24 protein-coding genes and 1 other RNA gene are annotated in these 25527 nt (G+C 67.8%); 11 read left to right on the plus strand and 14 right to left on the minus strand.

Going from position 1 to position 25527, the window contains the following annotated elements:
• Window positions 1-145: 145 nt before the first annotated feature.
• Window positions 146-221, minus strand: a non-coding RNA gene (locus tag XarjCFBP7645_RS19560) — sX9 sRNA.
• Window positions 222-322: 101 nt separating this feature from the next.
• Between XarjCFBP7645_RS19560 and lpxO the strand changes: the two genes are divergently transcribed.
• Window positions 323-1228, plus strand: coding sequence for a lipid A hydroxylase LpxO (lpxO, locus tag XarjCFBP7645_RS19565; protein WP_053046028.1), 906 nt, complete (start codon window positions 323-325; stop codon window positions 1226-1228).
• 148 nt (window positions 1229-1376) lie between these two features.
• Here lpxO and XarjCFBP7645_RS19570 read toward each other — a convergent pair whose 3' ends face one another.
• From XarjCFBP7645_RS19570 to XarjCFBP7645_RS19580, 3 genes are all read right to left on the minus strand, one after another.
• Window positions 1377-1796 carry a nuclear transport factor 2 family protein gene (locus XarjCFBP7645_RS19570; RefSeq protein WP_053046029.1) on the minus strand — a complete coding sequence of 140 codons (420 nt, stop codon included), beginning with the start codon at window positions 1794-1796 and terminating at the stop codon, window positions 1377-1379.
• Window positions 1797-1876: 80 nt separating this feature from the next.
• The gene (locus XarjCFBP7645_RS19575) at window positions 1877-2494 is read right to left on the minus strand and encodes a YdcF family protein (protein ID WP_047124573.1); all 618 of its coding nucleotides are present in this window, start codon (window positions 2492-2494) and stop codon (window positions 1877-1879) included.
• Window positions 2479-3438: a pyridoxal-phosphate dependent enzyme gene (locus XarjCFBP7645_RS19580; RefSeq protein ID WP_104538758.1), complete on the minus strand. Its 960-nt coding sequence runs from the start codon at window positions 3436-3438 to the stop codon at window positions 2479-2481. Before XarjCFBP7645_RS19580 ends, XarjCFBP7645_RS19575 begins: the two co-directional genes overlap by 16 nt.
• Before the next feature lie 157 nt (window positions 3439-3595).
• On the opposite strand from XarjCFBP7645_RS19580, the gene XarjCFBP7645_RS19585 reads away from it, so the two are divergent.
• Both XarjCFBP7645_RS19585 and mnmG read left to right on the plus strand, forming a co-directional pair.
• The gene (locus XarjCFBP7645_RS19585) at window positions 3596-4078 is read left to right on the plus strand and encodes a hypothetical protein (protein ID WP_104538759.1); all 483 of its coding nucleotides are present in this window, start codon (window positions 3596-3598) and stop codon (window positions 4076-4078) included.
• A 582-nt stretch (window positions 4079-4660) separates the two neighbouring features.
• Complete coding sequence (gene mnmG, locus XarjCFBP7645_RS19590) at window positions 4661-6565, plus strand: tRNA uridine-5-carboxymethylaminomethyl(34) synthesis enzyme MnmG (RefSeq protein ID WP_047126246.1); 1905 nt, start codon at window positions 4661-4663, stop codon at window positions 6563-6565.
• Window positions 6566-6960: 395 nt separating this feature from the next.
• On the opposite strand, the gene XarjCFBP7645_RS19600 is transcribed toward mnmG, so the two are convergent.
• Complete coding sequence (locus XarjCFBP7645_RS19600; protein ID WP_104538760.1) at window positions 6961-7821, minus strand: PA4780 family RIO1-like protein kinase; 861 nt, start codon at window positions 7819-7821, stop codon at window positions 6961-6963.
• Window positions 7822-7968: 147 nt separating this feature from the next.
• On the opposite strand from XarjCFBP7645_RS19600, the gene XarjCFBP7645_RS19605 reads away from it, so the two are divergent.
• Window positions 7969-8826 (plus strand): IclR family transcriptional regulator domain-containing protein, encoded by an 858-nt coding sequence (locus XarjCFBP7645_RS19605; RefSeq protein WP_016903241.1) that lies wholly within the window; start codon window positions 7969-7971, stop codon window positions 8824-8826.
• A 15-nt stretch (window positions 8827-8841) separates the two neighbouring features.
• On the opposite strand, the gene XarjCFBP7645_RS19610 is transcribed toward XarjCFBP7645_RS19605, so the two are convergent.
• From XarjCFBP7645_RS19610 to XarjCFBP7645_RS19650, 9 genes are all read right to left on the minus strand, one after another.
• Window positions 8842-9768: an alpha/beta hydrolase gene (locus XarjCFBP7645_RS19610; RefSeq protein WP_104538761.1), complete on the minus strand. Its 927-nt coding sequence runs from the start codon at window positions 9766-9768 to the stop codon at window positions 8842-8844.
• A 267-nt stretch (window positions 9769-10035) separates the two neighbouring features.
• A complete protein-coding gene (gene pcaC, locus XarjCFBP7645_RS19615; RefSeq protein WP_039528783.1) occupies window positions 10036-10440 on the minus strand; it encodes a 4-carboxymuconolactone decarboxylase in 405 nt (134 codons plus the stop codon).
• Between the two features lie 293 nt (window positions 10441-10733).
• On the minus strand, window positions 10734-11522 hold the full coding sequence (pcaD, locus tag XarjCFBP7645_RS19620; protein WP_104538762.1) for a 3-oxoadipate enol-lactonase: 789 nt from the start codon (window positions 11520-11522) through the stop codon (window positions 10734-10736).
• A gap of 10 nt (window positions 11523-11532) precedes the next feature.
• Complete coding sequence (locus tag XarjCFBP7645_RS19625; protein ID WP_308686434.1) at window positions 11533-12915, minus strand: 3-carboxy-cis,cis-muconate cycloisomerase; 1383 nt, start codon at window positions 12913-12915, stop codon at window positions 11533-11535.
• A gap of 293 nt (window positions 12916-13208) precedes the next feature.
• Window positions 13209-13772 (minus strand): protocatechuate 3,4-dioxygenase subunit alpha, encoded by a 564-nt coding sequence (gene pcaG / locus XarjCFBP7645_RS19630; RefSeq protein ID WP_104538764.1) that lies wholly within the window; start codon window positions 13770-13772, stop codon window positions 13209-13211.
• A gap of 4 nt (window positions 13773-13776) precedes the next feature.
• Window positions 13777-14505, minus strand: a complete 729-nt coding sequence (gene pcaH, locus XarjCFBP7645_RS19635; RefSeq protein WP_104538765.1) for a protocatechuate 3,4-dioxygenase subunit beta — start codon at window positions 14503-14505, stop codon at window positions 13777-13779.
• Window positions 14506-14585: 80 nt separating this feature from the next.
• Entirely contained in the window at window positions 14586-15794 is a 1209-nt protein-coding gene (pcaF, locus tag XarjCFBP7645_RS19640) for a 3-oxoadipyl-CoA thiolase (RefSeq protein ID WP_104538766.1), read from the minus strand.
• Window positions 15791-16579, minus strand: coding sequence for a CoA-transferase subunit beta (locus XarjCFBP7645_RS19645; RefSeq protein WP_104538767.1), 789 nt, complete (start codon window positions 16577-16579; stop codon window positions 15791-15793). The genes pcaF and XarjCFBP7645_RS19645 overlap by 4 nt, the downstream gene beginning before the upstream one ends.
• Window positions 16576-17439 (minus strand): CoA transferase subunit A, encoded by an 864-nt coding sequence (locus XarjCFBP7645_RS19650; RefSeq protein WP_104538768.1) that lies wholly within the window; start codon window positions 17437-17439, stop codon window positions 16576-16578. The genes XarjCFBP7645_RS19645 and XarjCFBP7645_RS19650 overlap by 4 nt, the downstream gene beginning before the upstream one ends.
• 256 nt (window positions 17440-17695) lie before the next feature.
• Between XarjCFBP7645_RS19650 and XarjCFBP7645_RS19655 the strand changes: the two genes are divergently transcribed.
• The 7 genes from XarjCFBP7645_RS19655 to glpK all read left to right on the plus strand — a co-directional run bounded on the left by XarjCFBP7645_RS19655 (window position 17696) and on the right by glpK (window position 25496).
• Window positions 17696-18772: an aromatic ring-hydroxylating dioxygenase subunit alpha gene (locus tag XarjCFBP7645_RS19655; RefSeq protein ID WP_104538769.1), complete on the plus strand. Its 1077-nt coding sequence runs from the start codon at window positions 17696-17698 to the stop codon at window positions 18770-18772.
• A gap of 269 nt (window positions 18773-19041) precedes the next feature.
• Complete coding sequence (locus XarjCFBP7645_RS22035) at window positions 19042-19266, plus strand: hypothetical protein (RefSeq protein WP_243849017.1); 225 nt, start codon at window positions 19042-19044, stop codon at window positions 19264-19266.
• A complete protein-coding gene (locus XarjCFBP7645_RS19665) occupies window positions 19259-20242 on the plus strand; it encodes a PDR/VanB family oxidoreductase (protein ID WP_104538770.1) in 984 nt (327 codons plus the stop codon). The genes XarjCFBP7645_RS22035 and XarjCFBP7645_RS19665 overlap by 8 nt, the downstream gene beginning before the upstream one ends.
• Before the next feature lie 55 nt (window positions 20243-20297).
• Entirely contained in the window at window positions 20298-21125 is an 828-nt protein-coding gene (locus XarjCFBP7645_RS19670; protein ID WP_104538771.1) for a DeoR/GlpR family DNA-binding transcription regulator, read from the plus strand.
• A 224-nt stretch (window positions 21126-21349) separates the two neighbouring features.
• Complete coding sequence (glpD, locus tag XarjCFBP7645_RS19675) at window positions 21350-22864, plus strand: glycerol-3-phosphate dehydrogenase (protein WP_104538772.1); 1515 nt, start codon at window positions 21350-21352, stop codon at window positions 22862-22864.
• Window positions 22865-23041: 177 nt separating this feature from the next.
• Window positions 23042-23863, plus strand: coding sequence for an MIP/aquaporin family protein (locus XarjCFBP7645_RS19680; RefSeq protein WP_104538773.1), 822 nt, complete (start codon window positions 23042-23044; stop codon window positions 23861-23863).
• A 133-nt stretch (window positions 23864-23996) separates the two neighbouring features.
• Window positions 23997-25496, plus strand: coding sequence for a glycerol kinase GlpK (gene glpK / locus XarjCFBP7645_RS19685; RefSeq protein WP_104538774.1), 1500 nt, complete (start codon window positions 23997-23999; stop codon window positions 25494-25496).
• The last annotated feature ends 31 nt before the right edge of the window (window positions 25497-25527 follow it).

Here is a 25527-nt window from a genome sequence, read left to right on the forward strand (position 1 = left end):
CGCAGCCGCTGCCGGCGAGACACACAGTTTTGCGACGACGCCAATGCGGACCTGTCAGGCTCGGTCCCGACACCCGGTAGAATTCAGCAGTCAACGGCCGCATGTTCCTGTTACGGCTTGCCTTTCTCGACGCCTCAACCGGAGTGGCTAGCAAAACGTCGCAAGCAGTCGTCAGCCGGCTGCAGACGGCGCACAGGAACCGCTGTGTCCGCGTGGTACATGCAGGTTCCGAGCACCGGCAGCGCCCCCCCGGCCGCTGCACCGTCGTTTTGATAGCCGCTCTTGCACTTGCGGCCCCCGCTCCCCCCAATCGGCCTTCCCAATGTTGAAGTGGCTCATCATCGCGCTGTTCATCGCATCGGCGCTGTACATCCATTACCGCGGTCGCGTGCGGCACCGGCTCAGCCGGCAGCTGCTGGACCATTCCACCTTCATGGCGCCGATCAACACGCTGATGTATCTGTGTTCGCGGGTGCCGACCACACCGTTCATCGATCCCGGCAAGGAATTTCCGGAACTGGCGCCGTTGCGCGCCAACTGGTCGCTGATCCGCGATGAAGCGGTGGCCTTGCAGCAGATGCAGAAGATCCGCGCCGCCGACGGCTACACCGACATCGGCTTCAACTCGTTCTTCCGCCGTGGCTGGAAGCGGTTCTATCTGAAGTGGTACGGCACCGCGCACCCGTCGGCGTCCGAGCTGTGCCCGCAGACCACCGCGTTGCTGAAGTCCATCCCCACGGTCAAGGCCGCGATGTTCGCCGAGTTGCCGCCGGGCAGCGAACTGCGCCCGCACCGCGACCCGTTCGCCGGGTCCATGCGCCTGCACCTGGGGCTGGCCACGCCCAACGACGACCGCTGCTTCATCGACGTCGACGGGCAGCGCCACAGCTGGCGCGACGGCCAATGGACGATGTTCGACGAGACCTACATCCACTACGCGCGCAACGACACCGACCAGGACCGCATCATCCTGTTCTGCGACATCGAGCGCCCGATGCGCTGGCGCTGGGCCGCGGCGGTGAACCGCTTCGTCGGCCGCAGCCTGCTCTCGGCCGGTGCCTCGCCCAACCAGGAGGGCGACAAGACCGGCGGGATCAACCGCGTGTTCCGCTACTTCTATGCCGCACGCCTGAAGGCCAAGGCGCTGAAGGAACGCAACAACCCGCTGTACCAGACGCTCAAGTGGGGCATCTTCATCCTGGTGGTGGTCGGGATCGTGCTGCTGTAACGCCCGCCCACTCACGTAGGAGCGCACCCGGGCGCGACCGGCATCGCCGGTAATGCCGCATCGCGCGCAAGCGCGCTCCTACATAGGCATAGCTCCGGCCGCAATACCGCACCAATCACGCAGGTCTAGCCCGTGACGGTCGTTGCACTCAACGCGACACCTGCGCGATCCATTCCTGCAGGTTGTAGTAGTTGGTGACGCGGGTGAGCTTGCCGTCGCGCACGTCGAAAAACGCACCGCCGGGCAGCACATAGGTCTGCCCGTTGGCATCCGGCAGGCCTTCGTCTGTGGTGTGGTACACCCCGTGCACCACGTACTCGGCACCGACCCGTGTGCCGTCCTCGTTGGCGGTGATCACGATCTCGCGCAGCTGCTCACGGTAACTGTCGTTCATGCGCTGCAGGAAGGCGGCAAATGCCGGCCGGCCGATCTCGCGCGGGCCCTGATTGAGGTCGTGCGCGACATCGTCGGCCAGGAACGCCAGCATGGCGTCCCAATCACCGCGGTTGAATGCATCGTAATAAGCCTGGACCAGGCCGATGGCGTGTTGCCGATTGCGCTCGCTCATGCTCGCACCTGCCGCTGGGAAAGCCGCATCATAGAGCGCCTCTTGCGCTTCAACACGCCTGCCACGCGGTACACCCGGCGTCAGGCACCCTGCACCACCAGATCGCGATGGAAGTAATAGACCTCCTGCAGCAGGAAGCGCCAGCTGGTGTGGAAACTGCGAAAGCGCGTGCTGGGCGTGGAAGAGGCCAGCGCGTCCACTCCCAGCTCCTCGCTCAGCCGCAGCGCACGCGCCATGTGCAACGGGTCGCTGACGATGATCGCCCGATGCATGCCGTGACGATCCATCAGCGCGCGTGCCTGTTGCAGATTCTGCCGGGTGGTGCGCGAAACCGTCTCGATCACGATCGCCTCCGGCGGTACGCCGTGGCGTAGCGCATAGCGCCGCGCCACCTGCGACTCGGCAAAGCGCGCGCCGTTGCCGAACCCGCCGGTGAACAGCAGCCGCGGCGCGTAGCCCCTGGTGTAGAGGTCCAGCGCATGCCGGATGCGCTCTTCGAACACTGGCGAAGGGCGTGCATCGTAGGCAGCCGCGCCCAGCACGATGATCACGTCGGCTGGCGCGGCCTGGTCGCGATCCCCGACCCAGACGATCCAGCCGGCCACGCCCACCAGCCAGATCAGCGTCAGCATGCACAGGCGCCAGCACCAGCCCCATAGACCGATCCCGCGTGACCGCCTGCTCACGCCGCGCCCCACGGCAGCGCGTCCAGATCGACATTGCCGCCGGACAGGATCAGCCCGACCCGCCGCCCCGCAAAGCGCGCCGGGTCGGCCAGCACCGCTGCCAGGGTAATCGCCGAGGACGGCTCCACGACCTGCTTGAGGGCCTGCCAGATCAGCCGCATCGCCTGCACCACCGCCGCATCGTCGACGGTGATCACCTGCGCGCCGGCGGCCTGCAACACTGCGAAATTCGGCGCACCCAGGGTGCCGCGCAGCCCGTCGCAGAGCGTGTCGGGCACGAAGTCGACCAGACGCTCGCCGGCCGCCAGCGAGCGCGCGGTATCGGCCGCCCCGCTCGGCTCGGCCAGCACCAGCGCACAGCCCGGCGCCGATTGCAGCGCCAGTGCAGTGCCGGCGGCCAGCCCGCCGCCGCCGACCGGTGCCACCAGCACATCCAGCCCGCCGCTCTGCTGCTGCAGCTCCAGCGCGGCGGTGCCCTGCCCGGCGATCACCGCCGGGTCGGTATATGGATGCACCAGCGTCGCGCCGCTGCCGGCCTGGACGTCGGCACACATCTGCTCGCGCGCCGCGATGGTGGGCGCGCAGCGCCACAGCGTGGCGCCGTGGCGGGAAATATTGGCCAGCTTGGCGGCCACCGCGCCTTCGGGCACCACCACGTGGCAGCCGATCCCGCGCGTGCGCGCGGCAAGTGCGAGTGCGGCGCCGTGATTGCCGGACGAATGGGTGACCACCCCGCGCGCGGCCAGCTCCTCCGGCAATGACCACACCGCGTTGCAGGCACCACGGAACTTGAATGCGCCGCTGCGCTGCAGGTGTTCGGCCTTGAAGAACAGCTGCGCACCGCAGAGGGCATCCAGGCTGTGCGAGGTGAGCACCGGTGTCTGCGCGCACTGCGGCGCGATGCGCGCAGCGGCTTGCAGCACGTCGGAATGGGCAAGAGGGGCCGTCTCGATCATGCCTGCAAGATTAACGTATCGCCTCCACCTTCACGGCTGTCCGCGCATGGCCCGCGCATGCTGGATCGATGCAGAAGCACCACATTGCGGCACAGTTAAGGACCGATTCAATGCATCGGCTCGAAAGTGGCACCATGGTTGCAGGAGGGCACCATCCATGAAATTCCGTCTGATCTTCGCCGCCGGGCTGTTGGCCCTGGGCGGCTGCGCAACGTACGACTACACCGGCGCTGGGTCGGGCGGCTATTACCGCGGCGCGCCTGCGGTGCAGTATCGCTACCCGCCGGGATACTCCCCGTATTTCTACGGCAACCCGTACGGCAATCCTTATGGCGCCGGTTCGATCGGGCTCTACGACTACCCGGTGTATCCGGTCTACCGCGGCGGTGGCGGCTATTACTATCGCCAGAACGATCGACGCCCGCAGTACCGGCCGCCACGTCCAAACGGATCGTTCAACAACGGCGGGCGTCCAAACGGGCCTCGTCCCAACGGGCCACGCCCGCAGCAGCCCAATCGTCCACCGGCGACCGGTGCGCCGCCTTCGCGGCCGCCTCCCCGCATCGGTGCGCCGCCGCGGGTGATCCGGGAGATTCAGCGGCAGACTGCGCCCCGCAGCACGCGTGAGCAGACCCCCTGAGTTGCTGACTGCGACGTGGCCCACAAATGGCGATGTTGGGGGCTTGCGTTCAGCCGGCACTTGGTCGCAAGCTAGGTGCTCTGTGTGACCCGCCACGTCATGTTTTGACCTGGCCCGCCTCACTGACCGACTTATGTCGATGTCCGACAGGGAAATCTGGATCCCCCCTGTTCCGGCCCTGTCGGATATCGGCGCCTCCAACGCATAAAGCCCCGGCATGCCGGGGCTTTATGTTTTTGTCGTCCGGTCCGCTCTGGCTCGCCCAGGCATACCCGTTCGAGAAGGCAGGGTTGCGGCTGGCGTTGGATCGCGGAAAAAAATAAGGGTCGGCAGTCCCCCGACTACCGACCCTTACGCTACCCCGTCGCACGCGTGGCTGGCCCCTGTTCCAATTCCAGCCTTGCGCCCATGTCGCAATGCCACGACGGGTGCAGTAGGGATATCCGCACGGAACATGCCAACTTGAGGGTCAGTGTTCGATAATGTGATTTACATCACAATTTTATCCGTCGAGTGACCTCGCTCCCCCTTCAGCCGATACTTTCGCGGCCGCCAACCTCCTTCTGCTCCCGGTCCACGCCCATGTCCGACACTTTCTATCGCTACGACGTCATCGTGATCGGCGGCGGCCATGCCGGCACCGAGGCGGCGCTGGCCTCCGCGCGCGCAGGTGCACGCACCTTGCTGCTGACCCACAACATCGAGACGGTGGGCGCGATGAGCTGCAACCCGGCCATCGGCGGGATCGGCAAGGGCCATCTGGTCAAGGAGATCGACGCGCTGGGCGGGGCGATGGCACGCGCGGCGGATCAGGCCGGCATCCAGTGGCGCACGCTCAATGCCTCCAAGGGGCCGGCGGTGCGCGCCACCCGTTGCCAGGCCGACCGCAACCTCTACCGCAACGCGATCCGCCGCATCGTCGAGGCGCAGCCCAACCTGACCGTGTTCCAGGCGGCGGTGGACGATCTGATCATCCACAACGGCGCTGCCGAACCCGACAGCGTGCGCGGCGTGGTCACCCAGACCGGGCTGCGCTTCGAAGCGCCCTCGGTGGTGCTGACCGCCGGCACCTTCCTGGCCGGCAAGATCCACGTCGGCGAGACCCAGTACGCGGCAGGACGCATGGGCGACCCGCCGGCCACCACGCTGGCCGCGCGTCTGCGCGAGCGGCCGTTCGCGATCGACCGGCTCAAGACCGGCACCCCGCCGCGCATCGACGGGCGCACGCTCGACTACAGCGCGATGGCCGAACAACCCGGCGACGATCCGCTACCGGTGATGTCGTTCATGGGCCAGATCGGCGATCACCCGCGCCAGGTCAGCTGCTGGATCACCCAGACCACCGAGCAGACCCACGACATCATCCGCAGCGCGCTGCATCGTTCGCCGCTGTATTCCGGGCAGATCGAAGGCATCGGCCCACGCTACTGCCCGTCGATCGAGGACAAGGTGGTGCGCTTTGCCGACAAGACCAGCCACCAGATCTTCGTCGAGCCCGAAGGCCTGGAAGTGGCCGAGATCTATCCCAACGGCATCTCCACCTCGCTGCCGTTCGACGTGCAGCTGGCGCTGGTGCGCTCGATCCACGGGTTTGCGCAGGCGCATATCACCCGCCCCGGCTATGCGATCGAATACGACTTCTTCGACCCGCGCGGGCTCAAGGCCTCGCTGGAAACCAAGGCGGTGGGCGGGCTGTTCTTCGCCGGGCAGATCAATGGCACCACCGGTTACGAGGAGGCCGCCGCACAGGGGCTGCTGGCCGGGCTCAATGCCGCGCGCCATGTGCAGGGATTGCCGGCGTGGTCGCCGCGTCGCGACGAAGCCTACCTGGGCGTGCTGGTGGACGACCTGATCACCCACGGCACCACCGAGCCGTATCGCATGTTCACCAGCCGCGCCGAATACCGCCTGCAGCTGCGTGAGGACAACGCCGATGCGCGTCTGACCGGCGTCGGCCGCGCGATGGGCCTGGTCGACGATGCGCGCTGGGCGCGGTTTTCGGCCAAGCAGGAAGCGGTGCAGCGCGAAAGCGCGCGCTTGTCGGTGCTGTGGGCGACCCCGGGCAATGCGCTGGGCCGCGAAGTGGCCCAGACCCTGGGCGTGGCGGTGAGCCGCGAAACCAACGTGCTGGACCTGATCAAGCGCCCCGAACTCAACTACGCCACGCTGATGCGCGTGCCGACGCTGGGTCCGGGCGTGGACGATGCGCAGGTGGCCGAGCAGGTGGAGATCAGCGTCAAGTACGCCGGTTATCTGGATCGCCAGCGCGACGACATCGCACGCCAGCAACGCCACGAAACCACGCCGATTCCGCAAGGATTCGATTATGCCGGCGTGCGCGGGTTGTCGATCGAAGTGCAGCAGAAACTCGAGCGTGTGCGCCCGCAAAGCATCGGCCAGGCGCAACGGATTGCCGGCATGACGCCGGCGGCGATTTCGCTGTTGCTGGTGCATCTGGAGCGCGCGCGCCGCAGTCAGGTGGCGTAAGTGGTCGCCGATGCGCCGGCAGGTGAATGTCGGCCGTGCGTTCGGACTCCTGCGTTTACATGCTGAAAACGCGTGGATGATGGTCAGCAGACGTCACGGCGCGACTCCATGCCGCCGCGTGCGAAGCAAGCATGCCGCTAGCGCGTCGGCGTCGACGATGCCGGAACGTTTGATGGAGGTCACGAGGTTTTCAGCGGCGGAGGGTATCGGATGCGCCAGATGATCGGAGCCGTCCGGCCCGGCGCAGGGTCTCCGCAACTGTCGTGGGTGGCGCTCGACGAACTGTTCGTCAGTCCTGTGCAACGGCGTGGTCGGGCAATCGACACCGATTGAAGACGCGCACCACCTGTGCGGTCGACGGCGGCAGGCCGGCCTGTTGCGATCGCGACGGCGGTCTAGTCGTCGTCCTCGGCAGCGGCCTCGCGACCCTGCTGACGGATGAGGTTTTCCTGGCGTGCGTCTTCGATCGAAGCGCGGATGGCACGCACGTCGGCGCGGCGGGTGTCGAACTTGAAGCGGCCGGTCAACACGCTGTCCGGGCGCAGCTCGCCCTTTTCGAACAACGCCCACATCTCTTCGCCGTAATGGGTGTCCAGCAGCTCGGGGGCGAAGCGGCCAAGGCAGTCGCGCAGGTTGTGCACGTCGCGCAGCAGCATGTCGCGTGCGGCGTTGTTGCCGGCAGCACTGACCACCTGCGGGAAATCGATCAGCACCGGGCCCTCGGGCGAAACCAGCACGTTGTATTCGGACAGGTCGCCATGCACCAGGCCCAGCGACAGCATCTTGACCACATCGCCGATCAGGCGGCTGTGGAAGCTGCGCGCCTGCTCCGGATCCAGCTCCACTTCGCCCAGCCGCGGCGCACTGTGGCCGGCCTCGTCGGTGACCAGGTCCATCAGCAGCACACCGTGGAAATAGCCGCGCGGCCTGGGCACGTGCACGCTGGCGTCCATCAGTTGATAGAGCACTTCGGCTTCGGTGTTCTTCCACGCGGTCTCGGCTTCGCGCCGGCCGAACTTGGTGGCCTTGCCCATCGCGCGCGCCTGGCGGCTGCCACGCACCTTGCGGCCTTCCTGATATTGCACGCGCGCCTGGAAACTGCGTTGCGCCATGTCCTTGTAGACCTTGGCGCACAGGATGTCGGCGCCTGTGCTGACCACGTAGACGGATGCTTCCTTGCCGCTCTTCAGTGGTCGCAACACTTCGTCGATGATGCCGTCGTCGATCAGCGGTTGCAGGCCCTTGGGGGTTTTCATGGACTAAGGAGACCGATCCGAAACAAACCAGCGGCGATTATGCGGCAACCAGGGTGAAGCGCTTACATGTCCAGGCGCAAGCTGCGACCGGGGGCATGTATCGGCGTGAGCGCTTACCATGCACGGACCCGTCCACGCTGCGATCCGATGCCCGAGCCCGCCTCCAGCCGCCGCAAACCCACCACCACCGTGGCCACCGCCGGGAGCGAACGCGGCCTGCCGCATGAGTTGATGCAGCAGATCGCCGCCGCCCAGGGCGACCCGGACTTCATGACCTCGCTGGGCCGCGGGCTGGTGGTGCTGAGCGTGTTCGCCCAGCACGCGCGCGAGGTGACGATATCGCAGATCAGCCTGGAAACCGGCATCTCGCGTGCGGCGGTGCGGCGGGTGCTGCATACCCTGGCCAGGCTGGGCTATGTCGGCGAGCAGGGCCGCGGCTACGTGCTGCTGCCGCGCGTGCTGGGGATCGGCGGTGCGTATGCAGCGTCTTCGTCGATGACCGCGGCGGCGCAGCCGGTGCTGGACGGGCTGCGCGACCAGTTGCACGAATCCTGCTCACTGGGCGTGCTGGACGGCGACGACCTGCTGTACGTGGCGCGCGCCGAGACGGTGCGCATCATGTCGATCGGGCTGCGCCCGGGCACACGCCTGCCGGCCTACTGCACCTCGATGGGCCGCGTCCTGTTGGCCGCCCTGCCCGGCGACACCTTGCAGGCGTACCTGGAGCGCACCACGCTGCGCCCGCGTACCGACCGCACCGTGACCCAGGCTTCTGCACTGCTGGAAGTGCTGGCGCGCACGCGCCGCGAAGGCATGTGCCTGACCGACCAGGAACTGGAAATCGGCCTGCGCTCGATCGCGGTGCCGGTGCGCAACCTGCGCGGCGAGGTGATCGCCGCGCTCAACATCGGCGCCCAGGCCGGGCGCGTGAGCTTGCAGACGATGCAGACGCTGCTGGAGCCGTTGAAGCAGGCGGCGCAGCGGCTGGGTGCGTTGTTGAGTTAGTCGCCAGCGGCGCGCTCAGCGCGGCCGGCGCAGGAAGCTCACCACCGCATCCACCCAGGCGGCATGGGTGTCCTCGACATGCGCCACGTGATCGGCGTGCGGCAGCGTGACCCAGCTGCGGTCTTCGCTGCGCAGACGTGCGTACAGGTGCGCGTTGTCCGCTTGGGTCGCGATGGGATCGTCGACGCCACGCAGCAGCAACACCGGCAGCGTGGTCACCTGCTCGGGCTGGAAGGCGAACTGCTCCATCGCGCGCCAGTCGGTGCGCACCGGGTCGGCCGATACCGCCTGTGCCACATAGGCCGCACGCACGCTAGGCGGTGCGGCGTTGGCGGTGATGAAGTCCTCGCCGGCCGCCGCGGCCGTGGTGCGCGCACGCAATGGCTGCGCCGGCGCCGGAGTGGTGTCGGGCGCTGCGTCGACGTCGTCCGGGAAGCCGTACAGCACCAGCGCCGACACCGCCTGCGGATGTTGCTGGGCGATCAGCAACGCCACCCGCGCGCCATTGGAATAACCGAGCAGCGCCGGCGGCGGCAGCTGCGGGTGCTGGTGGGCAACCCAGCTCAGCACCGCATCGACATCGGCCACGGCGCGCGCGGGCGTGTTCCAGCCGCTGCGATCGCGCGCACTGCCGCCATAGCCGCGCAGATCGACCGCGTAGGCGGCGTAACCGGCCTGCGCCAATGCCGCCAGCACCGAGCGCGCATCGCGCGGTTCGTCGGGAACCTGCAGATCGAAATTGGGCAACGCACTCCAGGTGCGCCCATGCACCAGCAGGATCGTGCCGCGCGGCTGCGCGGGGACGCGCGACCACACCGCCAGCGTCTGGCCATCGTCAGCGCGCACCTGCGCCAGCTCGGTCCCGGGCCCGGGATGCGGTTGTGCCTGCAGCCCGGATGCGGTGAGCAACAGCAAAAGCAAACAAACGGTACGCAGCAGCATCGGCAACCTCATGGGAAATGTCCTGTGCGAACGGAAGCGGTGATCCGTTGCGGTACGTACATCATCCCGTCGTCGATGGGTGATGTCATCAGCAGTGATGTGCATACGGGATGGCCAAGTTGCAACGCAGTGCGCGCGCTGGATCGCCACCCTGCCCGGCGTGCCCTGAGTGCAGGCCAGGGGCACAGCCACCCTAACTGGTCGCATTGCCCGTCGCATGCCGCGCAAACGCAGCGTGCCTGCTGCACTCACGCGTCGCCGTGGCCGTCAGCCTTCGCGCACCGGCTGTTCTTCGCCGGACTGCTCCTCGAGGATGGGCTTGGCCAGCGCGAAGGCATGGTTGGCGGCAGGCACGCCGCAATAGACCGCGGCCTGCAGCAGGACTTCCTTGATCTGCTCGGGCGTGACGCCGTTGTTGCGCGCGGCGCGCACGTGCAGCTTGAACTCCTCGTCGTGGCCCAGCGCCACCATCATCGCCAGGGTCAGCAGCGAGCGGGTGTGCGCGGGCAGGCCATCGCGGGTCCAGATGGTGCCCCAGGCGTAGCGGGTGATCAGCGCCTGGAACTCGTCGGTGAACTCGGTGCGTGCGGCCAGCGAGCGCTCGACATGCGCATCGCCCAGGACGCGTCGGCGCTCGCGCAAGCCTGTCTGGTAGCGCTCGTCTTCGTGCATTGGAATCTCTCCTGCGTGGGAATTCGGGAATTGGGAATTGGGAATTGGGAATTGGGAATTGGGAATGGGGAATGGGGAATGGGGTGCTGACGGCTGCTGCAGGTCAGCTTTGGCCGTAGGGTAAGCGCTGACGTATCAGGTGCACTGGTTGCGATTGATGTCGCCGGCGACAGGCAGCTGGCCGTGGTCAGCTGGGCGCGGATGCAACGCATGAGCGGGGATGCCGGGCGTCGTGCGTGCCGGATCGGGGTGACGGCTGCATGCGTCCGGCAGCTGCCTGGCCGGGTGGAGGGTCACACGTGGTCGGCCTGCAGAAAGCCCAGCACGCTGTGGTTGAACGCGGCCGGCGACTCCAGGTTGCAGATATGCCGGCCGGGCACCTGTGCGTAGTGGCCGTGCGGGGCGGCGTAGGCGATCTCGCGCAGATCGGCCGGCGGACAGACCGGGTCGTCGTCGCCGGCCAGTGCGAGCAGTGGCAGCTCCAGCGTGTCCAGCGCGACGCGGAAATCGGCATCGGCCACCGCCTGGCAGCAGGCGATATAGCCCTGCGGCGATGTCGACACGAAGGCGGCCACGATCATGTCCAGGCGCTGCGCATGGCTGAGCGCAAACGACGGCGTGAACCAGCGCTGCAGGGTGGCATCGACCAGCCCCGGCAGGCCTTCGCTGCGCACCTGCTCGATGCGCGCATTCCAGCTCTCGCTGCTGCCGATCCTCTGCGCGGTGGCGCACACCACCAGCCGGCGCAGGCGCTGCGGCGCATGCAGGCCCAGCCATTGCCCGGTGAGTCCCCCGATCGACAGGCCGCAGAAGTCGCTGCGTGCGATCTGCAACGCATCCCACAGCGCCAGCACGTCCTGACCCAGGTCGGCAACCCGATACGGACCGGGTGGCGTGTCAGAGTCGCCATGGCCGCGGCGGTCGTAGCGCAGGATGCGGTAATGCGGCGCAAACGCGGCGATCTGCACGTCCCACATGTGCAGGTCGGTGCCCAGCGAATTGCAGAAGGTCAGCCAGGGGCGGCCTTCGGTGCCGTCGAGGCGGTAATGCAGGCGATGCGTGGGCAACTGGAGATAAGCCATCGGAGCACCGTCAGCGGGATGAAGAAGCAGCCAGCACGCGATCGATCCAGACCGAGGACATGCCGCGCCAGCTGTCCACATCGAACACCGCCTGCAGTTGCGCCTGCGTGAGTACCGCGCTCACCTGCGCGTCGTCGCCGAGCACCTCGCGCAGATGGCGCTGCTGCGCCTGTGCGCGCGCCACCGCCTGTTCGACCAATGCATGCGCCTGCGGCTTGCCCAGCCGTGGTGCCAGCGCGAACACCGCCGCCTCGGCATACAGCGCGCCGCCATGGCTGTGCAGGTGCGCGCGCATGGCCTCGCGGTCCAGTTGCAGGTCGGCCAGGCAGCCTTGCATCTGCGCCAGGCTGCCGGCGGTCAGGCGCACGATCTGCGGCAAGGTCTCCCATTCGGCATGCCATTGCCCGGCGGCGCGTTCATGCGGCTGCGCCATTGCGCTGAACAAGGTCGCCACCAGGCCGGGCACGCGGGTGGCAGCAGCGACCGCGGCGACGCTGGAGACCGGATTGCGCTTGTGCGGCATCGCCGAGGAACCGCCCTTGCCGGCTGCGGCCGGCTCGAACACTTCGCCGACTTCCGACTGCATCAGCAGCACCACGTCGCCGCCGATCTTGCCCAACGTGCCGGCCAGCAGGCCGAACGCACAGCCGACCTCGACGAGGCGATCGCGCGCGGTATGCCACGGCATCGCGGGCAACGGCAGCGCCAGCGTGGTTGCCAGCGCCTGGGCGACATCGAGTCCGCGCGCCTGCAACGACGCCAGCGTGCCGGCCGCACCCCCGAACTGCAGCACCAGGCCATCGTGCTGCAAGGCTTGCAGGCGGCGGTACGCGCGCTGTAGCGCATCCAGCCAACCGGCGACCTTGAGCCCGAACGTGATCGGCACCGCCTGCTGCAGCAAGGTACGTCCGGGCAGGCCGGTGTTGCGTTCGCGCGCGGCCAGCGCAGCCAGCTCGGCGCACAGGCCTTGCAGGCGCGGCAGCAGCAGGTCGAGCGCGGCGCGCAGCTGCAGCACCGTGCCGGTGTCGATGACGTCCTGGCTGGTGGCGCCCCAGTGCACCCAGCGCGCGGCCTGCGCATCGTGGGCGGCCACGCGTGCGGTCAGCGCCTTGACCAGGGGAATGGCGGGATTGCCGGCAAGTGCGGTGGCCTGGGCCAGCGCGGCCAGATCGTAATGCTGCACGTCGCATGCGGCCGCAATGGCCTGCGCGGCCTCGGCGGGAATCACGCCGCACTGCGCCTGTGCGCGGGCGAGTGCGGATTCGAATTGCAGCATTGCCTGCACCCGCGCCGTGTCGTCGAACAACGCGTCGCAGGCAGGCTCGCCAAACAAGGATCCCAACAGGGAAGACGTTACAGTCATGCATGGCCTCGGGTGGCGTGCCGGCAGCATGGCACCGATGCGCGGGAGTGCCAACCGGCGGGCGCGGCGCTTGGTGGTGTGCACGCGCGGTTGTCCAGGCCGGTCATGTGCGCGTGCTGCATGTTTGGCCAAGGCGCGTGTCGCGGCGGATCACCGCATTGCACGCAGGTGCCACGCGATCGCGATGGATCACTGAGGGCAGCGCGCGCTGGCACCTGCCTGCCCGGCGCGCGGCGACCGGTGTGCCGCATCTGCACGCAGGTGCAGGTGTGCTGCTCGCACGGAAACAACCCTGCATGGCAACCCGCGCACCGACGGCGCGATCAATAGTTGAAGAACACCGTTTCCGCATCGCCCTGCATGTGGATGTCCCACACGTAATCGCTGCCACCGCGCGATTGCGCCAGCAGCGTGTTGCGGCGCTCGCCCGGCACCAGGGCCAGGATGGGGTCGCTGCCCAGCTGCGGATCGTCGGCGAAGTACAGCCGCGTCGACACGCCGCGCAACAGCCCGCGCATGAAGACCAGCACGGTCAGGTGCGCGGCCTGCAGCTTGCCGTCCGGACCGGCGACCTGGCCCGGCTTGACGGTGCTGAAGGAAAAACACCCCTGCGCGTCGGTCGGCACGCGGCCCCAGCCATCGAAGCCGGGATCGTGCGCCTGGCAGCGCGCATCGGCGGCATGCGCATAGATGCCGGCCGCATCGGCCTGCCACAGTTCCAGCACTGCGTCGGCCACCGGGGCGCTAGCGCCATCGAAGACGCAACCACTGATCCGCACGTGCGTGCCCGCGGCCTGCGCAGGCGCGAGTTGCGCGCGATACAGCGGCTCCAGCCCGAGCCGGTAGTACGGGCCAACGGTTTGCGAGGGGGTGGTGTGCAGGCTCATCGATTCACTCCCAGACCGTTTGCTTGCGGCCGCGCAACACGATGTCGAAGCGGTAGGCCAGCGCGTATTCGCTCACCGCGTTTTCCCAGTCGAAGCGGGACACCATGCGTTCGCGCGCCTGCGCATCGTCCACGCAGTTGTAGATCGGGTCGTGCGCCAGCAGCGGGTCGCCAGGGAAGTACATCTGGGTGATCAGCCGCTGCCCGATGCCATCGCCATGCAGCGAAAAATGGATATGCGCCGGCCGCCAGGCGTTGTAGTGATTGCGCCACGGATACGCGCCCGGCTTGATGGTCTTGAACGCGTAGCGGCCGTGGTCGTCGGTGAGCGCCTGGCCGGTGCCGCGGAAGTTGGGGTCCAGCGGTGCGTCGTGCCGGTCGCCGGCATGTTGATAGCGGCCGGCGGCATTGCATTGCCACACCTCGACCACGCTGTTGCGCACCGGCTTGCCGTTTTCGTCGAGCACGCGGCCGGACACGATGATGCGCTCGCCCAACGGCTCGCCCGCAAAGCCGGCGGTGAGGTCGGCGGCATGCTCGCCCAGGGTGAGCCGATTCAATCGTGGGCCGGTGACTTCCGACAGCGTGGCCGGGAGTTCGATCGGCGCGCGCGTGGGGCCGCGCAATGCGGTGGATGCGTAGGGCAGATGCAGGTAGGCCGGCTGCGTGCCGATCCGCGGCCGGCGATAGCCGAGCAGCGGATCGATCGACGTGTCAGAGCTGGGGTCGCGCATGCGGGATCTCCATCGGTTGCGCTACGGCAGGATCAAAACGTGGGTGTGCGGTCTTGGCAGCGGCGGTTGCAATCGGCGCACTACACGCGCTCGATCGCCAGCGCCACGCCCTGCCCGACCCCGATGCACATGCTGGCCAGCCCAAGCCGCCCGTTGCCCGCCTCCAGTTGCCGCAACAAGGTCAACGCCAGCCGCGCGCCGCTCATGCCCAGGGGATGGCCGAGCGCGATGGCGCCGCCATTGGCGTTGACATGCGCGGCATCGTCGGCCAGGCCGAACGCGCGCGTGCAGGCCAGCACCTGCGCGGCGAAGGCTTCGTTGAGTTCGATCGCGTCGAACTGCGCGATGCGCAGGCCCAGGCGTGCCAGCAGGCGCTGCGTGGCCGGCACCGGGCCGATGCCCATGTAGGCCGGTTCCACACCGGCCGAGGCGAAGCCGAGCACGCGTGCACGCGGGGTCAGTCCATGCGCGTGCACGGCCTGCGCAGAGGCCAGCAGCAAGGCGGCAGCGCCATCGTTGAGACCGGCCGCATTGCCGGCCGTCACCGTGCCGGGCTGGCGGAACACCGGCTTGAGCTTGGCCAGCATCTCGGCGGTGGTGTTCGGGCGTGGATGCTCGTCGCGATCGACAGTGGTCGCCTCGCCCCCTTTGCGTGCGGCCAACGGCACCGGGGTGATTTCCGCATCGAAGAAACCGGCCGCCTGTGCGGCGGCGGCGCGTTGCTGGCTGCGCAGCGCGAACGCGTCCTGGTCTTCGCGCGCGATGGCATGGCGCTGTGCCACGTTCTCCGCGGTCTCGCCCATCAGCTCCACGCCATAGGCGTCCTGCAGGCGCGGATTGATAAACCGCCAGCCCATCGTGGTGTCTTCCAGCTGTTGCGTGCGCGCGAACGCGCTCTCGGCCTTGCCCATGACCCAGGGCGCGCGGGTCATCGATTCGACCCCGCCGGCGATCGCCAGCCCCAGCTCGCCGGCACGGATGCCGCGCGCCACCGTGCCAACCGCATCCAGCCCCGAGCCGCACAGGCGATTGAGCGTGCTGCCGGGCACCGAACTGGGCAGCCCCGCCAGCAACAGACTCATGCGCGCGACATTGCGATTGTCCTCGCCGGCCTGATTTGCGCAGCCCAGGTACACGTCGTCGATCAGCGCCGGCTCCAGTTGCCGATTGCGTGCCATCAACGCGGCGATCGGTAGCGCGCCCAGGTCGTCGGCGCGCACGCTGGCCAGGGCGCCACCATAGCGGCCGATCGGCGTGCGGATGCCATCGATCAGATAGACCTCGCTCATGCCTCGGCTCCGGCTGCCTGCTTGCCATGCGCTGCATCGGTGCGTGCCTGCAGCGCGCGCAGCGCCTGCAATTCCGCAACGCTGGGTGGGGTGGTCTGCGCCAGATCGGCGGCGAAGCGGATCGGCCAGCCGGTGGCCGCGCGCACCTGCTCGCGGGTGCTGCCGGGGTGCAGGGCGGTGACGGTGAGTTCGCGGGTCACGGGGTCGGGCTCCATCACGCACAGGTCGGTGACGACCACGGTGGGGCCAGCGCCGGGCAGGCCGGCACGCTGCCGCGCATCGCCACCGTCCAGATGCCCGACGGTGGTGACGAAGTCCAGCGCGGGCACGAAGCTGCGTCTGGATTGGCGAATGATGATGAACACCTGTTTGGCGCTTGCCGCGATCTCCGGCGCACCGCCCGCGCCGGGCAGCCGCGTCCTGGGCGCGTCGTACGGGCCGATCACCGTGGTGTTGAGGTTGGCATGGCGATCGATCTGCGCCGCGCCCAGGAAACCCACGTCCACGCGGCCGCCCTGCAGCCAGTAGCGGAAGATTTCCGGCGTGGAGACCACGGTGTCGGCGGTGTCGGCCAGTTCGCCGTCGCCGATCGACAACGGCAGCACCTCCGGGCGCGCGCCGATCGGGCCGGATTCGTAGATCAGAGTGACATCCGGCGCATGCGTCAGCCGCGCCAGGTTGGCGGCGGTGGACGGCAGGCCGATGCCGACGAAGCACACCGCGCCATCGGGCAGGCGACGCGCCGCCGCCACGGTCATCATCTCGTTGGTGCTGACCTCGCTCATGCGGCCACCTGCAGCAGCGAGTGCGCGTACACGCGCTGGAACGCAGCAAAGTCCTCGGTGTCGAGGATGTGCGTCTGGATCCAGGCCTGGAAGCGTGCACGGTCGCGCGCAATCGCATCCCAGGCAAGGTAGAAGCGGTTGTCGCGGGCGTAATAGCCATGCGCGTACGACGGTGCCGCACCGCCGGGCACGTGGCAGACCGCATCGACCACCCAGCGCGGCAGGATGCAGGCGTTGGGCGGCGCATCCAGCGTGTCGACGATCGCTTCCACCGTGACGATCACCTTGCGCGCCGCCAGCGCGGCTTCCTTCTGCACGCCCAGGATGCCCCACAGCAGCACGTTGCCGCGGCGGTCGGCCTGCTGCGCATGGATGACGGTGACATCGGGCCTGACCGCCGGCGTGGTGGCCAGCGTCTCGCCGGTGTACGGGCATTGCAGGAACCTGATGCTGTCGTTGACGCGCGGCAGGTCCGAGCCGACATAACCGCGCAGCACCGCGAACGGCAGGCCCGAGGCACCGGCCACGTACGCGTTGGCCATGTCGGCATGGCTGTGTTCGCGGATCTGCAGCGGCTGCGGCCACGCATGTTCGACCGCATCGCGCAGCCGGTGCAGCGAGCCGACGCCGGGATTGCCGCCCCAGGAAAACCGCAATGCCGATGCACAACCGGCGCCGATCAGTTGGTCGTAGATCAGGTCCGGGGTCATGCGCACCAGGTGCAGGTCGCGCTTGCGCTGGCGGATCACCTCGTGGCCGGCCGCATGCGGAATCAGATGGGTGAAGCCTTCCATCGCCACGCAGTCGCCATCGGCGATCAGCTGGGACACCGCTTCTGAAAGGGGGACGATCTGGGCCATTGCTTCGGTCCTGCGCAGCGAGCGTGTGGTCACGTTAGGCGCAGCTGCACGGCCCGGTCAATGCGATTATCGGTTCATCAGTTCGATAATCGCACAATTTCGGCGAGCAACCAACGCTCCAACATTGTCTCCGGTGTATACATAACTCCACTTGCAGGCAGACGCCAGCGCCGGCATGCGCGTCAACTGGTCGCCAGCCGGCGCACCGCTGCCGATCCGCATCCCAGGTTGTCTACAAACCCCAGGAGACACCGTCATGCCCCAGTCCAAGCAGCTGTTTCCCCTCAATGCGTGGTACGCCGTCGCCTGGGACCACGAGATCAGGCACGCGCTGACCCCGCGCAAGGTCTGCAACCTGGATGTGGTGGTCTATCGCACCACTGCCGGGGCGGTGATCGCGCTCGAAGATGCGTGTTGGCATCGCCTGGTGCCGCTGTCGATGGGCAAACTGCGCGGCGACGATGTGGTGTGCGGCTATCACGGGCTGGTCTACAACAGCCAGGGCCGCTGCGTGCACATGCCCTCGCAGGAGACCATCAATCCGTCCGCGTGCGTGCGCAGTTTTCCGGTGGCCGAAAAGCACCGCCATGTATGGATCTGGCCGGGCGACCCGGCGCAGGCCGACACCCGCCTGATTCCCGACCTGCACTGGGCGCACGATCCGGCCTGGGCCGGTGATGGCCGCACCATCTATGCCAAGTGCGACTACCGGCTGGTGCTGGACAACCTGATGGACCTGACCCACGAGACCTTCGTGCACGGCTCCAGCATCGGCCAGGACGAGATCGCCGAAGCGCCGTTCGAGGTGATGCATGGCGACCGCTCGGTGGTGGTGTCGCGCTGGATGCGCAACATCGACGCACCGCCGTTCTGGGCCAGCCAGATCGCGCGCCATCTGGACTACCGCGGCAAAGTCGACCGCTGGCAGATCATCCGCTTCGAAGCGCCCGGCACCATCGCCATCGACGTCGGCGTGGCCATCGCCGGCACCGGTGCGCCGGAGGGCGACCGCAGCCAGGGCGTCAACGGCTACGTACTCAACACCATCACGCCGGAAACCGACACCACCTGCCACTACTTCTGGGCGTTCATGCGCAACTACGCGCTGCACGATCAATCGCTGACCACGCTGACCCGTGCAGGCGTCACCGGCGTGTTCGGCGAGGACGAGGCGGTGCTGGAAGCGCAGCAGCGCGCCATCGACGCGCATCCGGATCACACCTTCTACAACCTCAACGTCGATGCCGGCGGCATGTGGGCGCGCCGCGTGATCGATCGGCTGATCGCCCAGGAGCAGCGCGCGCAGGAACTGTCGCTGCGCATGGTGGGCTGAGCACCGCATCGGAGGTGTCCATGTCACCCGCCACCCCGTTTCGCAGCAGTGCCGCGCAGACCACGCGCGCGCTGCTGTCGCTACGCGAACTGATCCGCGACGGCACCGCCGGCCGGAACGCGCTTGCCCGAGCTGGCGGTGGGGCAGCGGCGGGGCATGTCGCGCACTCGGTGGCACGGCGTTGCAGCGGCTGTGCGAACAGGGCCTGGCCAGCGCACTGCCGGGCGGCGGCTAGGCGGCGCAGGCCTTCGGCGAACGCGAGGTGCACGATGCGATCGAACTGCGCGGCACGCTCGATCGAAGACCGCCAGGGCGCGTGCGCCGAAGCGCTGATGCGCGAACACGCACGGCTGGCCCATCGCAATCTGCGCCACGTGCTGCAGACCCCGGCGGCGATCACCCAGGTGCGCGGCGGCGCGCTGATCGGCCGCGCCCATCCCGCCACTGCCGGCAGCACCCGGCCCACCCCTCTGCCTGGAGTTTCCCATGCGTAAAGACACCCGGTGGCACCGCGCCCATGTGGTCAGCATTGCCGACGCCTGCGAGGGCGTGCGCGAAATCGTGCTCGACCCGGGCACCGCGGCGCGCGGCTTCGAGGTCGGCAGCCATCTGGATTTTCGCGTGCAGCTGCACGGCCGCGCCGACGTGCGCTCGTACTCGCTGGTGGGCGAGCCGCGTGCCGATGGCTACTACCAGATCGCGGTACGGCAGATGCCCGACAGCCGCGGCGGCTCGCGGCACATGTGGACGCTGCAGCCCGGCGACGTGGTGGAGATCTCCCCGCCCAGCAACAACTTCGCGCTGGACGAGGGCGGCGAGGAGATCCTGCTGATCGCCGGCGGGATCGGCATCACCCCGATCATCGGCATGGCGCAGCGGCTGGCGCGCCGCCACCGCGCGTTTCGCCTGCTGTATGCCGGGCGCACGCGCCGTGCGATGGCCTATGTCGACGAACTGGAAGCGCTGCTCGGCGAGCGCCTGCAGCTGCAATGCGACGACGGCGCCGGCCCGGCGGATCTTGCCGCCGCGCTGGCGCGGCTGTCGGCCAATGCCGAGGTGTACGTGTGCGGCCCGCTCGGCATGCTCGAAGCGGTGCGCCAGCACTGGCATGGCGCCGGGCGTCCGCGCGCGCGGCTGCATTTCGAAACCTTCGGCAACAGCGGGCGGGTGCCGGCGCAGGCGTTCGTGGTCAAGCTGCCCGGGCTCGGCCTGGAAGTGCCGGTGGCCGAGAACGAATCGATGCTGGATGCGCTGGCCGCCGCCGGAGTCGAGCTGATCGCCGAATGCCGGCGTGGCGAATGCGGGCTGTGCGCGGTCGAGGTGCTGGACAGCGCGGCCGATATCGATCACCGCGATGTGTTCTTCAGCGACGAACAGCGCCGCGAGAACCGCAAGCTGTGCGCCTGCGTCTCGCGCGCGGTGGGCGGCAGCATCAGCATCGATACCGGCTACCGCGGCGCGCTGGGCTGAGCGCAGCCATCGGCACGCCGGCGCGCGTGCAGCGCGTGTTTGCATCCTCACGCGCATGCGCGATCATCTGCGCATGGAGTCGACTCACTACAGGACGGTCCCGGCGCCGGCACTCAACCCGCGCCAGGAACAATTGGTGGCATTGGTGCGGCAGCAGGGCTTTGCCGAGGTGGAAGGGCTGGCGACGCGCTTCGAGGTGACGCCGCAGACCATCCGTCGCGACCTGACCCTGCTGTGCGATGCCGGCGTGCTGCGCCGCTATCACGGTGGCGTCAGCATGCCCTCGAGCGTGGAAAACCTGGCCTACACCGCGCGCAAGGCGCTGCAGGCGCGCGAGAAGCAGCACATCGCCGCGCGGGTCGCGCGCTTCATTCCCGACGATGCCTCGTTGTTCATCAACCTGGGCACCACCAACGAAGAGGTCGCGCGCGCCTTGCTGCAGCACCGCGGCCTGCGCGTGATCACCAACAACCTCAACGTGGCGGTGATGCTCAGCGCCAACCCCAGCTTCGAGGTGATCGTGGCCGGTGGCGTGGTGCGCGGGCGCGACCAGGGCGTGACCGGCGAGGCGACGGTGGAGCTGATCCGGCAGTTCAAGGTGGACTTCGGGGTGATCGGCATTTCCGGCATCGATCTGGACGGCACCTTGCTGGACTTCGACTACCAGGAAGTGCGCGTGGCCCAGGCCATCATCGAACACTCGCGGCAGGTGCTGCTGGCGGCCGACCACAGCAAGTTCGGCCGCAACGCCATGGTGCGACTGGGCGCGATCGCCCAGGTGCACGACTGGTTCACCGACCGGCCGCCACCGCAGGAACTGGCTGCCGTGCTGGCCGAGGCCGGCACCCGCGTGCATCTGGCCGAGCCTGGCGACGCCGGCTGAGCCAATTGTTCGTTTTTGTGCGTTTGCGGCATGGGCATGTCGATCGGGCTGCTTTCATGATCCTCCTTGACTATCGAAATGCCGGCTTCGATAGGCACTTCTATTTCCCAAGTGCTTGATTCCCACGTCTAACGGCTCTTCACGCCCCGAAAAGGTTTGATGTTCGAATATGTTCGAACATGACAACTTGGGTTCGCTGCTGGCGCGCCCGGACGGAGACACCGATGGGCGAGACATACGATCTTCTGGTGATAGGCGGCGGCATCAACGGGGTCGGCATCGCCCGCGATGCGGCCGGGCGCGGCCTGTCGGTGTGCCTGTGCGAACAGGACGATCTGGCCGCGCATACCAGCAGCGCCAGCACCAAGCTCATCCACGGCGGCCTGCGCTACCTGGAGCAGTACGAGTTCGCGCTGGTCGGCAAGGCGCTGGCCGAGCGCGAGGTGCTGCTGCGGCTGGCCCCGCACATCATCTGGCCGCTGCGCTTCCTGCTGCCGCATCAACCGCATCTGCGCCCGGCCTGGATGATTCGCGCCGGGCTGTTCCTGTATGACCATCTCGGCGGCAGCAAGCGCAGCCTGCCGCGCTCGCGCCGGCTGTCGCTGCGCACGCACCCGGTTGGCCAGCCGCTGCAGGAATCGCTGCGCACCGGCTTCGTGTACTCCGATGCCTGGGTGCAGGATGCGCGGTTGGTGGTGCTCAATGCGATGGACGCCGCCAGACGTGGCGCACAGATCCACACGCGCACGCGCTGCGTCGGTGCCTGGCGCGATGCAGGCTTCTGGTACGCCGAGCTGGAAGACCGCGACGGCCGCCGCCGCACCGTGCAGGCGCGTGCGCTGGCCAATGCGGCCGGCCCATGGGCGGTGTCGTTCCTGGACACGGTCGCCGCAGTGCCGCACACGCACGCACTGCGCCTGGTCAAAGGCAGCCACATCGTGGTGCCCAAATTGTTCGACCACGACCATGCGTACATCTTCCAGCAACCGGATCGGCGCATCGTGTTCGCCATTCCGTACGAGCATGACTTCACCCTGATCGGCACCACCGACGTGGATTACCAGGCCGACCCCGCCGCGCCCAGGATCGATGCGGCCGAGGTGCAGTACCTGTGCGATGCGGTGAACCTGTATTTCCAGCAGCAGATCGCTCCCAGCGATGTGGTGTGGAGCTATAGCGGCGTGCGTCCGCTGCTCGACGATGCCGAGGACAACGCCGCCGAAGTCACCCGCGATTACCAGCTGGAAGTGCTTACCGACGGCGCACCGTTGCTCAACGTCTTCGGCGGCAAGCTGACCACCTATCGCAAACTGGCCGAAGAAGCGGTCGACCGCCTCACCCAGGCGCTGGGTGCCCGCAAGCCGGCATGGACCGCGCGCGGCGATGCATTGCCCGGCGGCGAACAACGCGATATCGCCAGCCTGCTCGAGCGCGTGCGCCACGCGTACCCGTGGCTGCCTGCGCCCACCGCGCAACGGCTGGTGCGCAACTACGGCACCTGTGCGGAACAGCTGCTGGGCCAGGCGCAGGACATCGCCGCCCTGGGCACGCACTTCGGTGCCGACCTGTATCAGGCCGAGGTGGATTACCTGCGTGCCCACGAGTGGGCCGTGACCACCGACGACATCCTGTGGCGCCGCAGCAAACTCGGCCTGCGTATCGACGCGGCCGGGCGCGAACGCCTGGAGGCATATCTGCAGACACACTCGGTCCGGCAGGCGGACGGCGTGCCGGCCTGATCGAACCACGCTGCCGGCGAGGACGGGTCGCGCGGCAACGTATCCTGGCGCATTCGCCGGCATCATCCTGAGTCACGTGGAGGGCACCCTGATGAGTATCACCGAAGACCCCTGCGCGCCAATGCGCGCGTCGCACCACCCTGCCTGCGTCATCGCCATCGGCACGAGGACGCGCGCATGAGCCGCCAACTCGTGGGCGAGTTGATCTCCGAGGCGGTGGCGATGTTCATCATCATCGCGCTCGGCGATTCGGTCGCGGCGATGTACGTCCTCTACGACCCCAGCCCGTACCAGAACGCCTATTGGGGCGTGTGCATCGCCTGGGGCCTGGCGGTGACGCTGGCGATCTATGTCACCGGCTCGGTGTCCGGCACGCATGCCAACCCGGCGGTGACGCTGGCGCTGGCGCTGTTCCGCGGGTTCTCCTGGAAGAAGGTGCTGCCTTACTGGGGCGCGCAGGTGATCGGTGCATTCCTGGGCGCGGCCATCGTCTACCAGTTGTACGGCCCGGTCATCGACCACTACAACCAGGTGCAGCAACTCACCCGCGAAGCCGGTGGCGCCGCCGGGGTGTTCTTCACCGCACCCGGCCTTGCGGTGACGCCGATGCATGCGCTGGTCGACCAGATCATCATCACCGCGTTCCTGATCTTCGGCATCTTCGCCATCACCGAACAATTCAACGAAGCCGCGCCGACCGCCAACTCCGGCGCGCTGATGATCGGCCTGCTGGTGGCGACGCTGGGCGCGTCGATGGGCTATCTGGAAGCCTGGGCGATGAATCCGGCACGCGACTTCGGCCCGCGCCTGTTCGCCTACCTTGCCGGTTGGGGCGAGGCCGCGTTGCCCGCCAAGGACAACTACTGGTGGATTCCCATTGTCGGGCCGTTGATCGGCGGCCCGATCGGCGCGCTCGCCTACCAGTGGCTGATCCTGCCGTTCCTGCCGGCACGCGTGCGCCATCTGCAGGGCGGCAAACCGCCGCTCGATCCGCGCTGATCGTACTGCTGCACGACTGACAGCACGGCCCCGCTGCCGGGCAGGCCATGGGTTTATCGGCCTCTCCAGCAGCGGCGTGCACCGCCCACTTTCTCGCCGTGCGCCAGCGCCGGCATTGTTCGAGGAATCTCCGATGGAAAAGCAATACGTCCTTGCGATCGATCAAGGCACCACCAGTTCGCGCGCGATGCTGTTCGATCGCAACGGCAAGGTGGCCGGCGTGGCGCAGCGCGAGTTCGGCCAGATCTTTCCGCAGCCGGGCTGGGTGGAACACAACCCGCGCGAGATCATGACCAGCGTCTACACCACGATCACCGAGCTGCTCAACAACGCGCAGATCGATGCGCGTTCGATCGCCGGTATCGGCATCACCAACCAGCGCGAGACCGCGGTGGTGTGGGACAAGGCCACCGGCCAGCCGATCTACAACGCCATCGTCTGGCAATCGCGGCAGACCAAGGACATCTGCACCCAGCTCAAGGAGGCCGGGCACGAGCAGATGGTGCGCGACAAGACCGGATTGCTGATCGATGCGTATTTTTCCGGCACCAAGGTCAAGTGGATCCTCGACCACGTCGACGGCGCCCGCGAACGCGCGCGCAACGGCGAACTGGCCTTCGGCACCATCGACAGCTGGCTGATCTGGAATCTCACCGGCGGCAAGGTGCATGTCACCGACTACACCAATGCCTCGCGCACGCTGATGTACAACATCCACACGCTGGAGTGGGACGCCGAGCTGTTGGCCATGCTCGACGTGCCGAAGGAAATGCTGCCGGAGGTGCGCTCGTCCAGCGAAATCTACGGCATGACCCAGACCCAGTATTTCTACGGCGAGCAGGTGCCGATCGCCGGGATCGCCGGCGACCAGCAGGCGGCGCTGTTCGGCCAGGCCTGCTTCGAACCGGGCATGGCCAAGAACACCTATGGCACCGGCTGCTTTGCGCTGATGCATACCGGCGACAAGGCGGTCGCGTCCAAGGCCGGTCTGTTGACCACGATCGCCTGGGGCATCGACGGCAAGGTCGAATACGCGCTGGAAGGTTCGATCTTCGTCGCAGGCTCGGTGGTGCAGTGGCTGCGCGACGGCCTGCGCATGCTTGGCAAGGCCAGCGACTCGCAGGCCTATGCCGAACGTGCCGGCGACAACGACGGGGTCTATCTGGTGCCGGCCTTCGTCGGCCTGGGTGCGCCGTATTGGCGCAGCGACATCCGCGGCGCGGTGTTCGGGCTGACCCGCGGCACCACCAAGGAACATTTTGTGCGTGCGGCGGTGGAATCGATGGCCTACCAGACCCGCGACGTGTTGACTGCGATGCAGGCCGATTCGGGTATCGAGCTGAAGGAACTGCGCGCCGACGGTGGCGCCATCGCCAACGACTTCATGGCGCAGTTCCAGAGCGACATGCTCAACGTGCCGGTGCTGCGCCCGGAAGTGGCCGAAACCACCGCGCTCGGCGCCGCCTATCTGGCCGGTCTGGCGACCGGGTTCTGGAGCAGCCGCGAAGAGATCGCCAAACAGTGGGCGGTGGATCGCCGCTTCGAGCCGACCATGGCCGACGACAAGCGCGAACAACTCTATGCCGGCTGGCAGCAGGCGGTGGAAGCGACGATGGGCTTCCGCATCAGCTGACCGCTGCGCTCAAAAGACGACGCCCACCATC

The organism is Xanthomonas arboricola, assembly GCF_002940665.1.
GTDB classification, from domain to species: domain Bacteria; phylum Pseudomonadota; class Gammaproteobacteria; order Xanthomonadales; family Xanthomonadaceae; genus Xanthomonas; species Xanthomonas arboricola_B.

Bases quoted from the DNA above. Each gene is read 5' to 3' on its own strand.
- XarjCFBP7645_RS19645 (WP_104538767.1), bottom strand. From the start codon at position 16,579: ATGAGCGAGGTCAGCACCAACGAGATGATGACCGTGGCGGCGGCGCGT.
- pcaG (WP_104538764.1), bottom strand. From the start codon at position 13,772: ATGAGCCTGCACACCACCCCCTCGCAAACCGTTGGCCCGTACTACCGG.
- XarjCFBP7645_RS19605 (WP_016903241.1), top strand. From the start codon at position 7,969: ATGCCCGAGCCCGCCTCCAGCCGCCGCAAACCCACCACCACCGTGGCC.
- pcaC (WP_039528783.1), bottom strand. From the start codon at position 10,440: ATGCACGAAGACGAGCGCTACCAGACAGGCTTGCGCGAGCGCCGACGC.
- XarjCFBP7645_RS19650 (WP_104538768.1), bottom strand. From the start codon at position 17,439: ATGGCCCAGATCGTCCCCCTTTCAGAAGCGGTGTCCCAGCTGATCGCC.
- XarjCFBP7645_RS19625 (WP_308686434.1), bottom strand. From the start codon at position 12,915: ATGCTGCCGGCACGCCACCCGAGGCCATGCATGACTGTAACGTCTTCC.
- glpD (WP_104538772.1), top strand. From the start codon at position 21,350: ATGGGCGAGACATACGATCTTCTGGTGATAGGCGGCGGCATCAACGGG.
- XarjCFBP7645_RS22035 (WP_243849017.1), top strand. From the start codon at position 19,042: ATGCGATCGAACTGCGCGGCACGCTCGATCGAAGACCGCCAGGGCGCG.
- XarjCFBP7645_RS19670 (WP_104538771.1), top strand. From the start codon at position 20,298: ATGCGCGATCATCTGCGCATGGAGTCGACTCACTACAGGACGGTCCCG.
- XarjCFBP7645_RS19655 (WP_104538769.1), top strand. From the start codon at position 17,696: ATGCCCCAGTCCAAGCAGCTGTTTCCCCTCAATGCGTGGTACGCCGTC.
- XarjCFBP7645_RS19665 (WP_104538770.1), top strand. From the start codon at position 19,259: ATGCGTAAAGACACCCGGTGGCACCGCGCCCATGTGGTCAGCATTGCC.
- XarjCFBP7645_RS19610 (WP_104538761.1), bottom strand. From the start codon at position 9,768: ATGCTGCTGCGTACCGTTTGTTTGCTTTTGCTGTTGCTCACCGCATCC.
- lpxO (WP_053046028.1), top strand. From the start codon at position 323: ATGTTGAAGTGGCTCATCATCGCGCTGTTCATCGCATCGGCGCTGTAC.
- pcaH (WP_104538765.1), bottom strand. From the start codon at position 14,505: ATGCGCGACCCCAGCTCTGACACGTCGATCGATCCGCTGCTCGGCTAT.
- XarjCFBP7645_RS19600 (WP_104538760.1), bottom strand. From the start codon at position 7,821: ATGAAAACCCCCAAGGGCCTGCAACCGCTGATCGACGACGGCATCATC.
- XarjCFBP7645_RS19570 (WP_053046029.1), bottom strand. From the start codon at position 1,796: ATGAGCGAGCGCAATCGGCAACACGCCATCGGCCTGGTCCAGGCTTAT.
- XarjCFBP7645_RS19580 (WP_104538758.1), bottom strand. From the start codon at position 3,438: ATGATCGAGACGGCCCCTCTTGCCCATTCCGACGTGCTGCAAGCCGCT.
- pcaF (WP_104538766.1), bottom strand. From the start codon at position 15,794: ATGAGCGAGGTCTATCTGATCGATGGCATCCGCACGCCGATCGGCCGC.
- pcaD (WP_104538762.1), bottom strand. From the start codon at position 11,522: ATGGCTTATCTCCAGTTGCCCACGCATCGCCTGCATTACCGCCTCGAC.
- mnmG (WP_047126246.1), top strand. From the start codon at position 4,661: ATGTCCGACACTTTCTATCGCTACGACGTCATCGTGATCGGCGGCGGC.
- XarjCFBP7645_RS19585 (WP_104538759.1), top strand. From the start codon at position 3,596: ATGAAATTCCGTCTGATCTTCGCCGCCGGGCTGTTGGCCCTGGGCGGC.
- glpK (WP_104538774.1), top strand. From the start codon at position 23,997: ATGGAAAAGCAATACGTCCTTGCGATCGATCAAGGCACCACCAGTTCG.
- XarjCFBP7645_RS19680 (WP_104538773.1), top strand. From the start codon at position 23,042: ATGAGCCGCCAACTCGTGGGCGAGTTGATCTCCGAGGCGGTGGCGATG.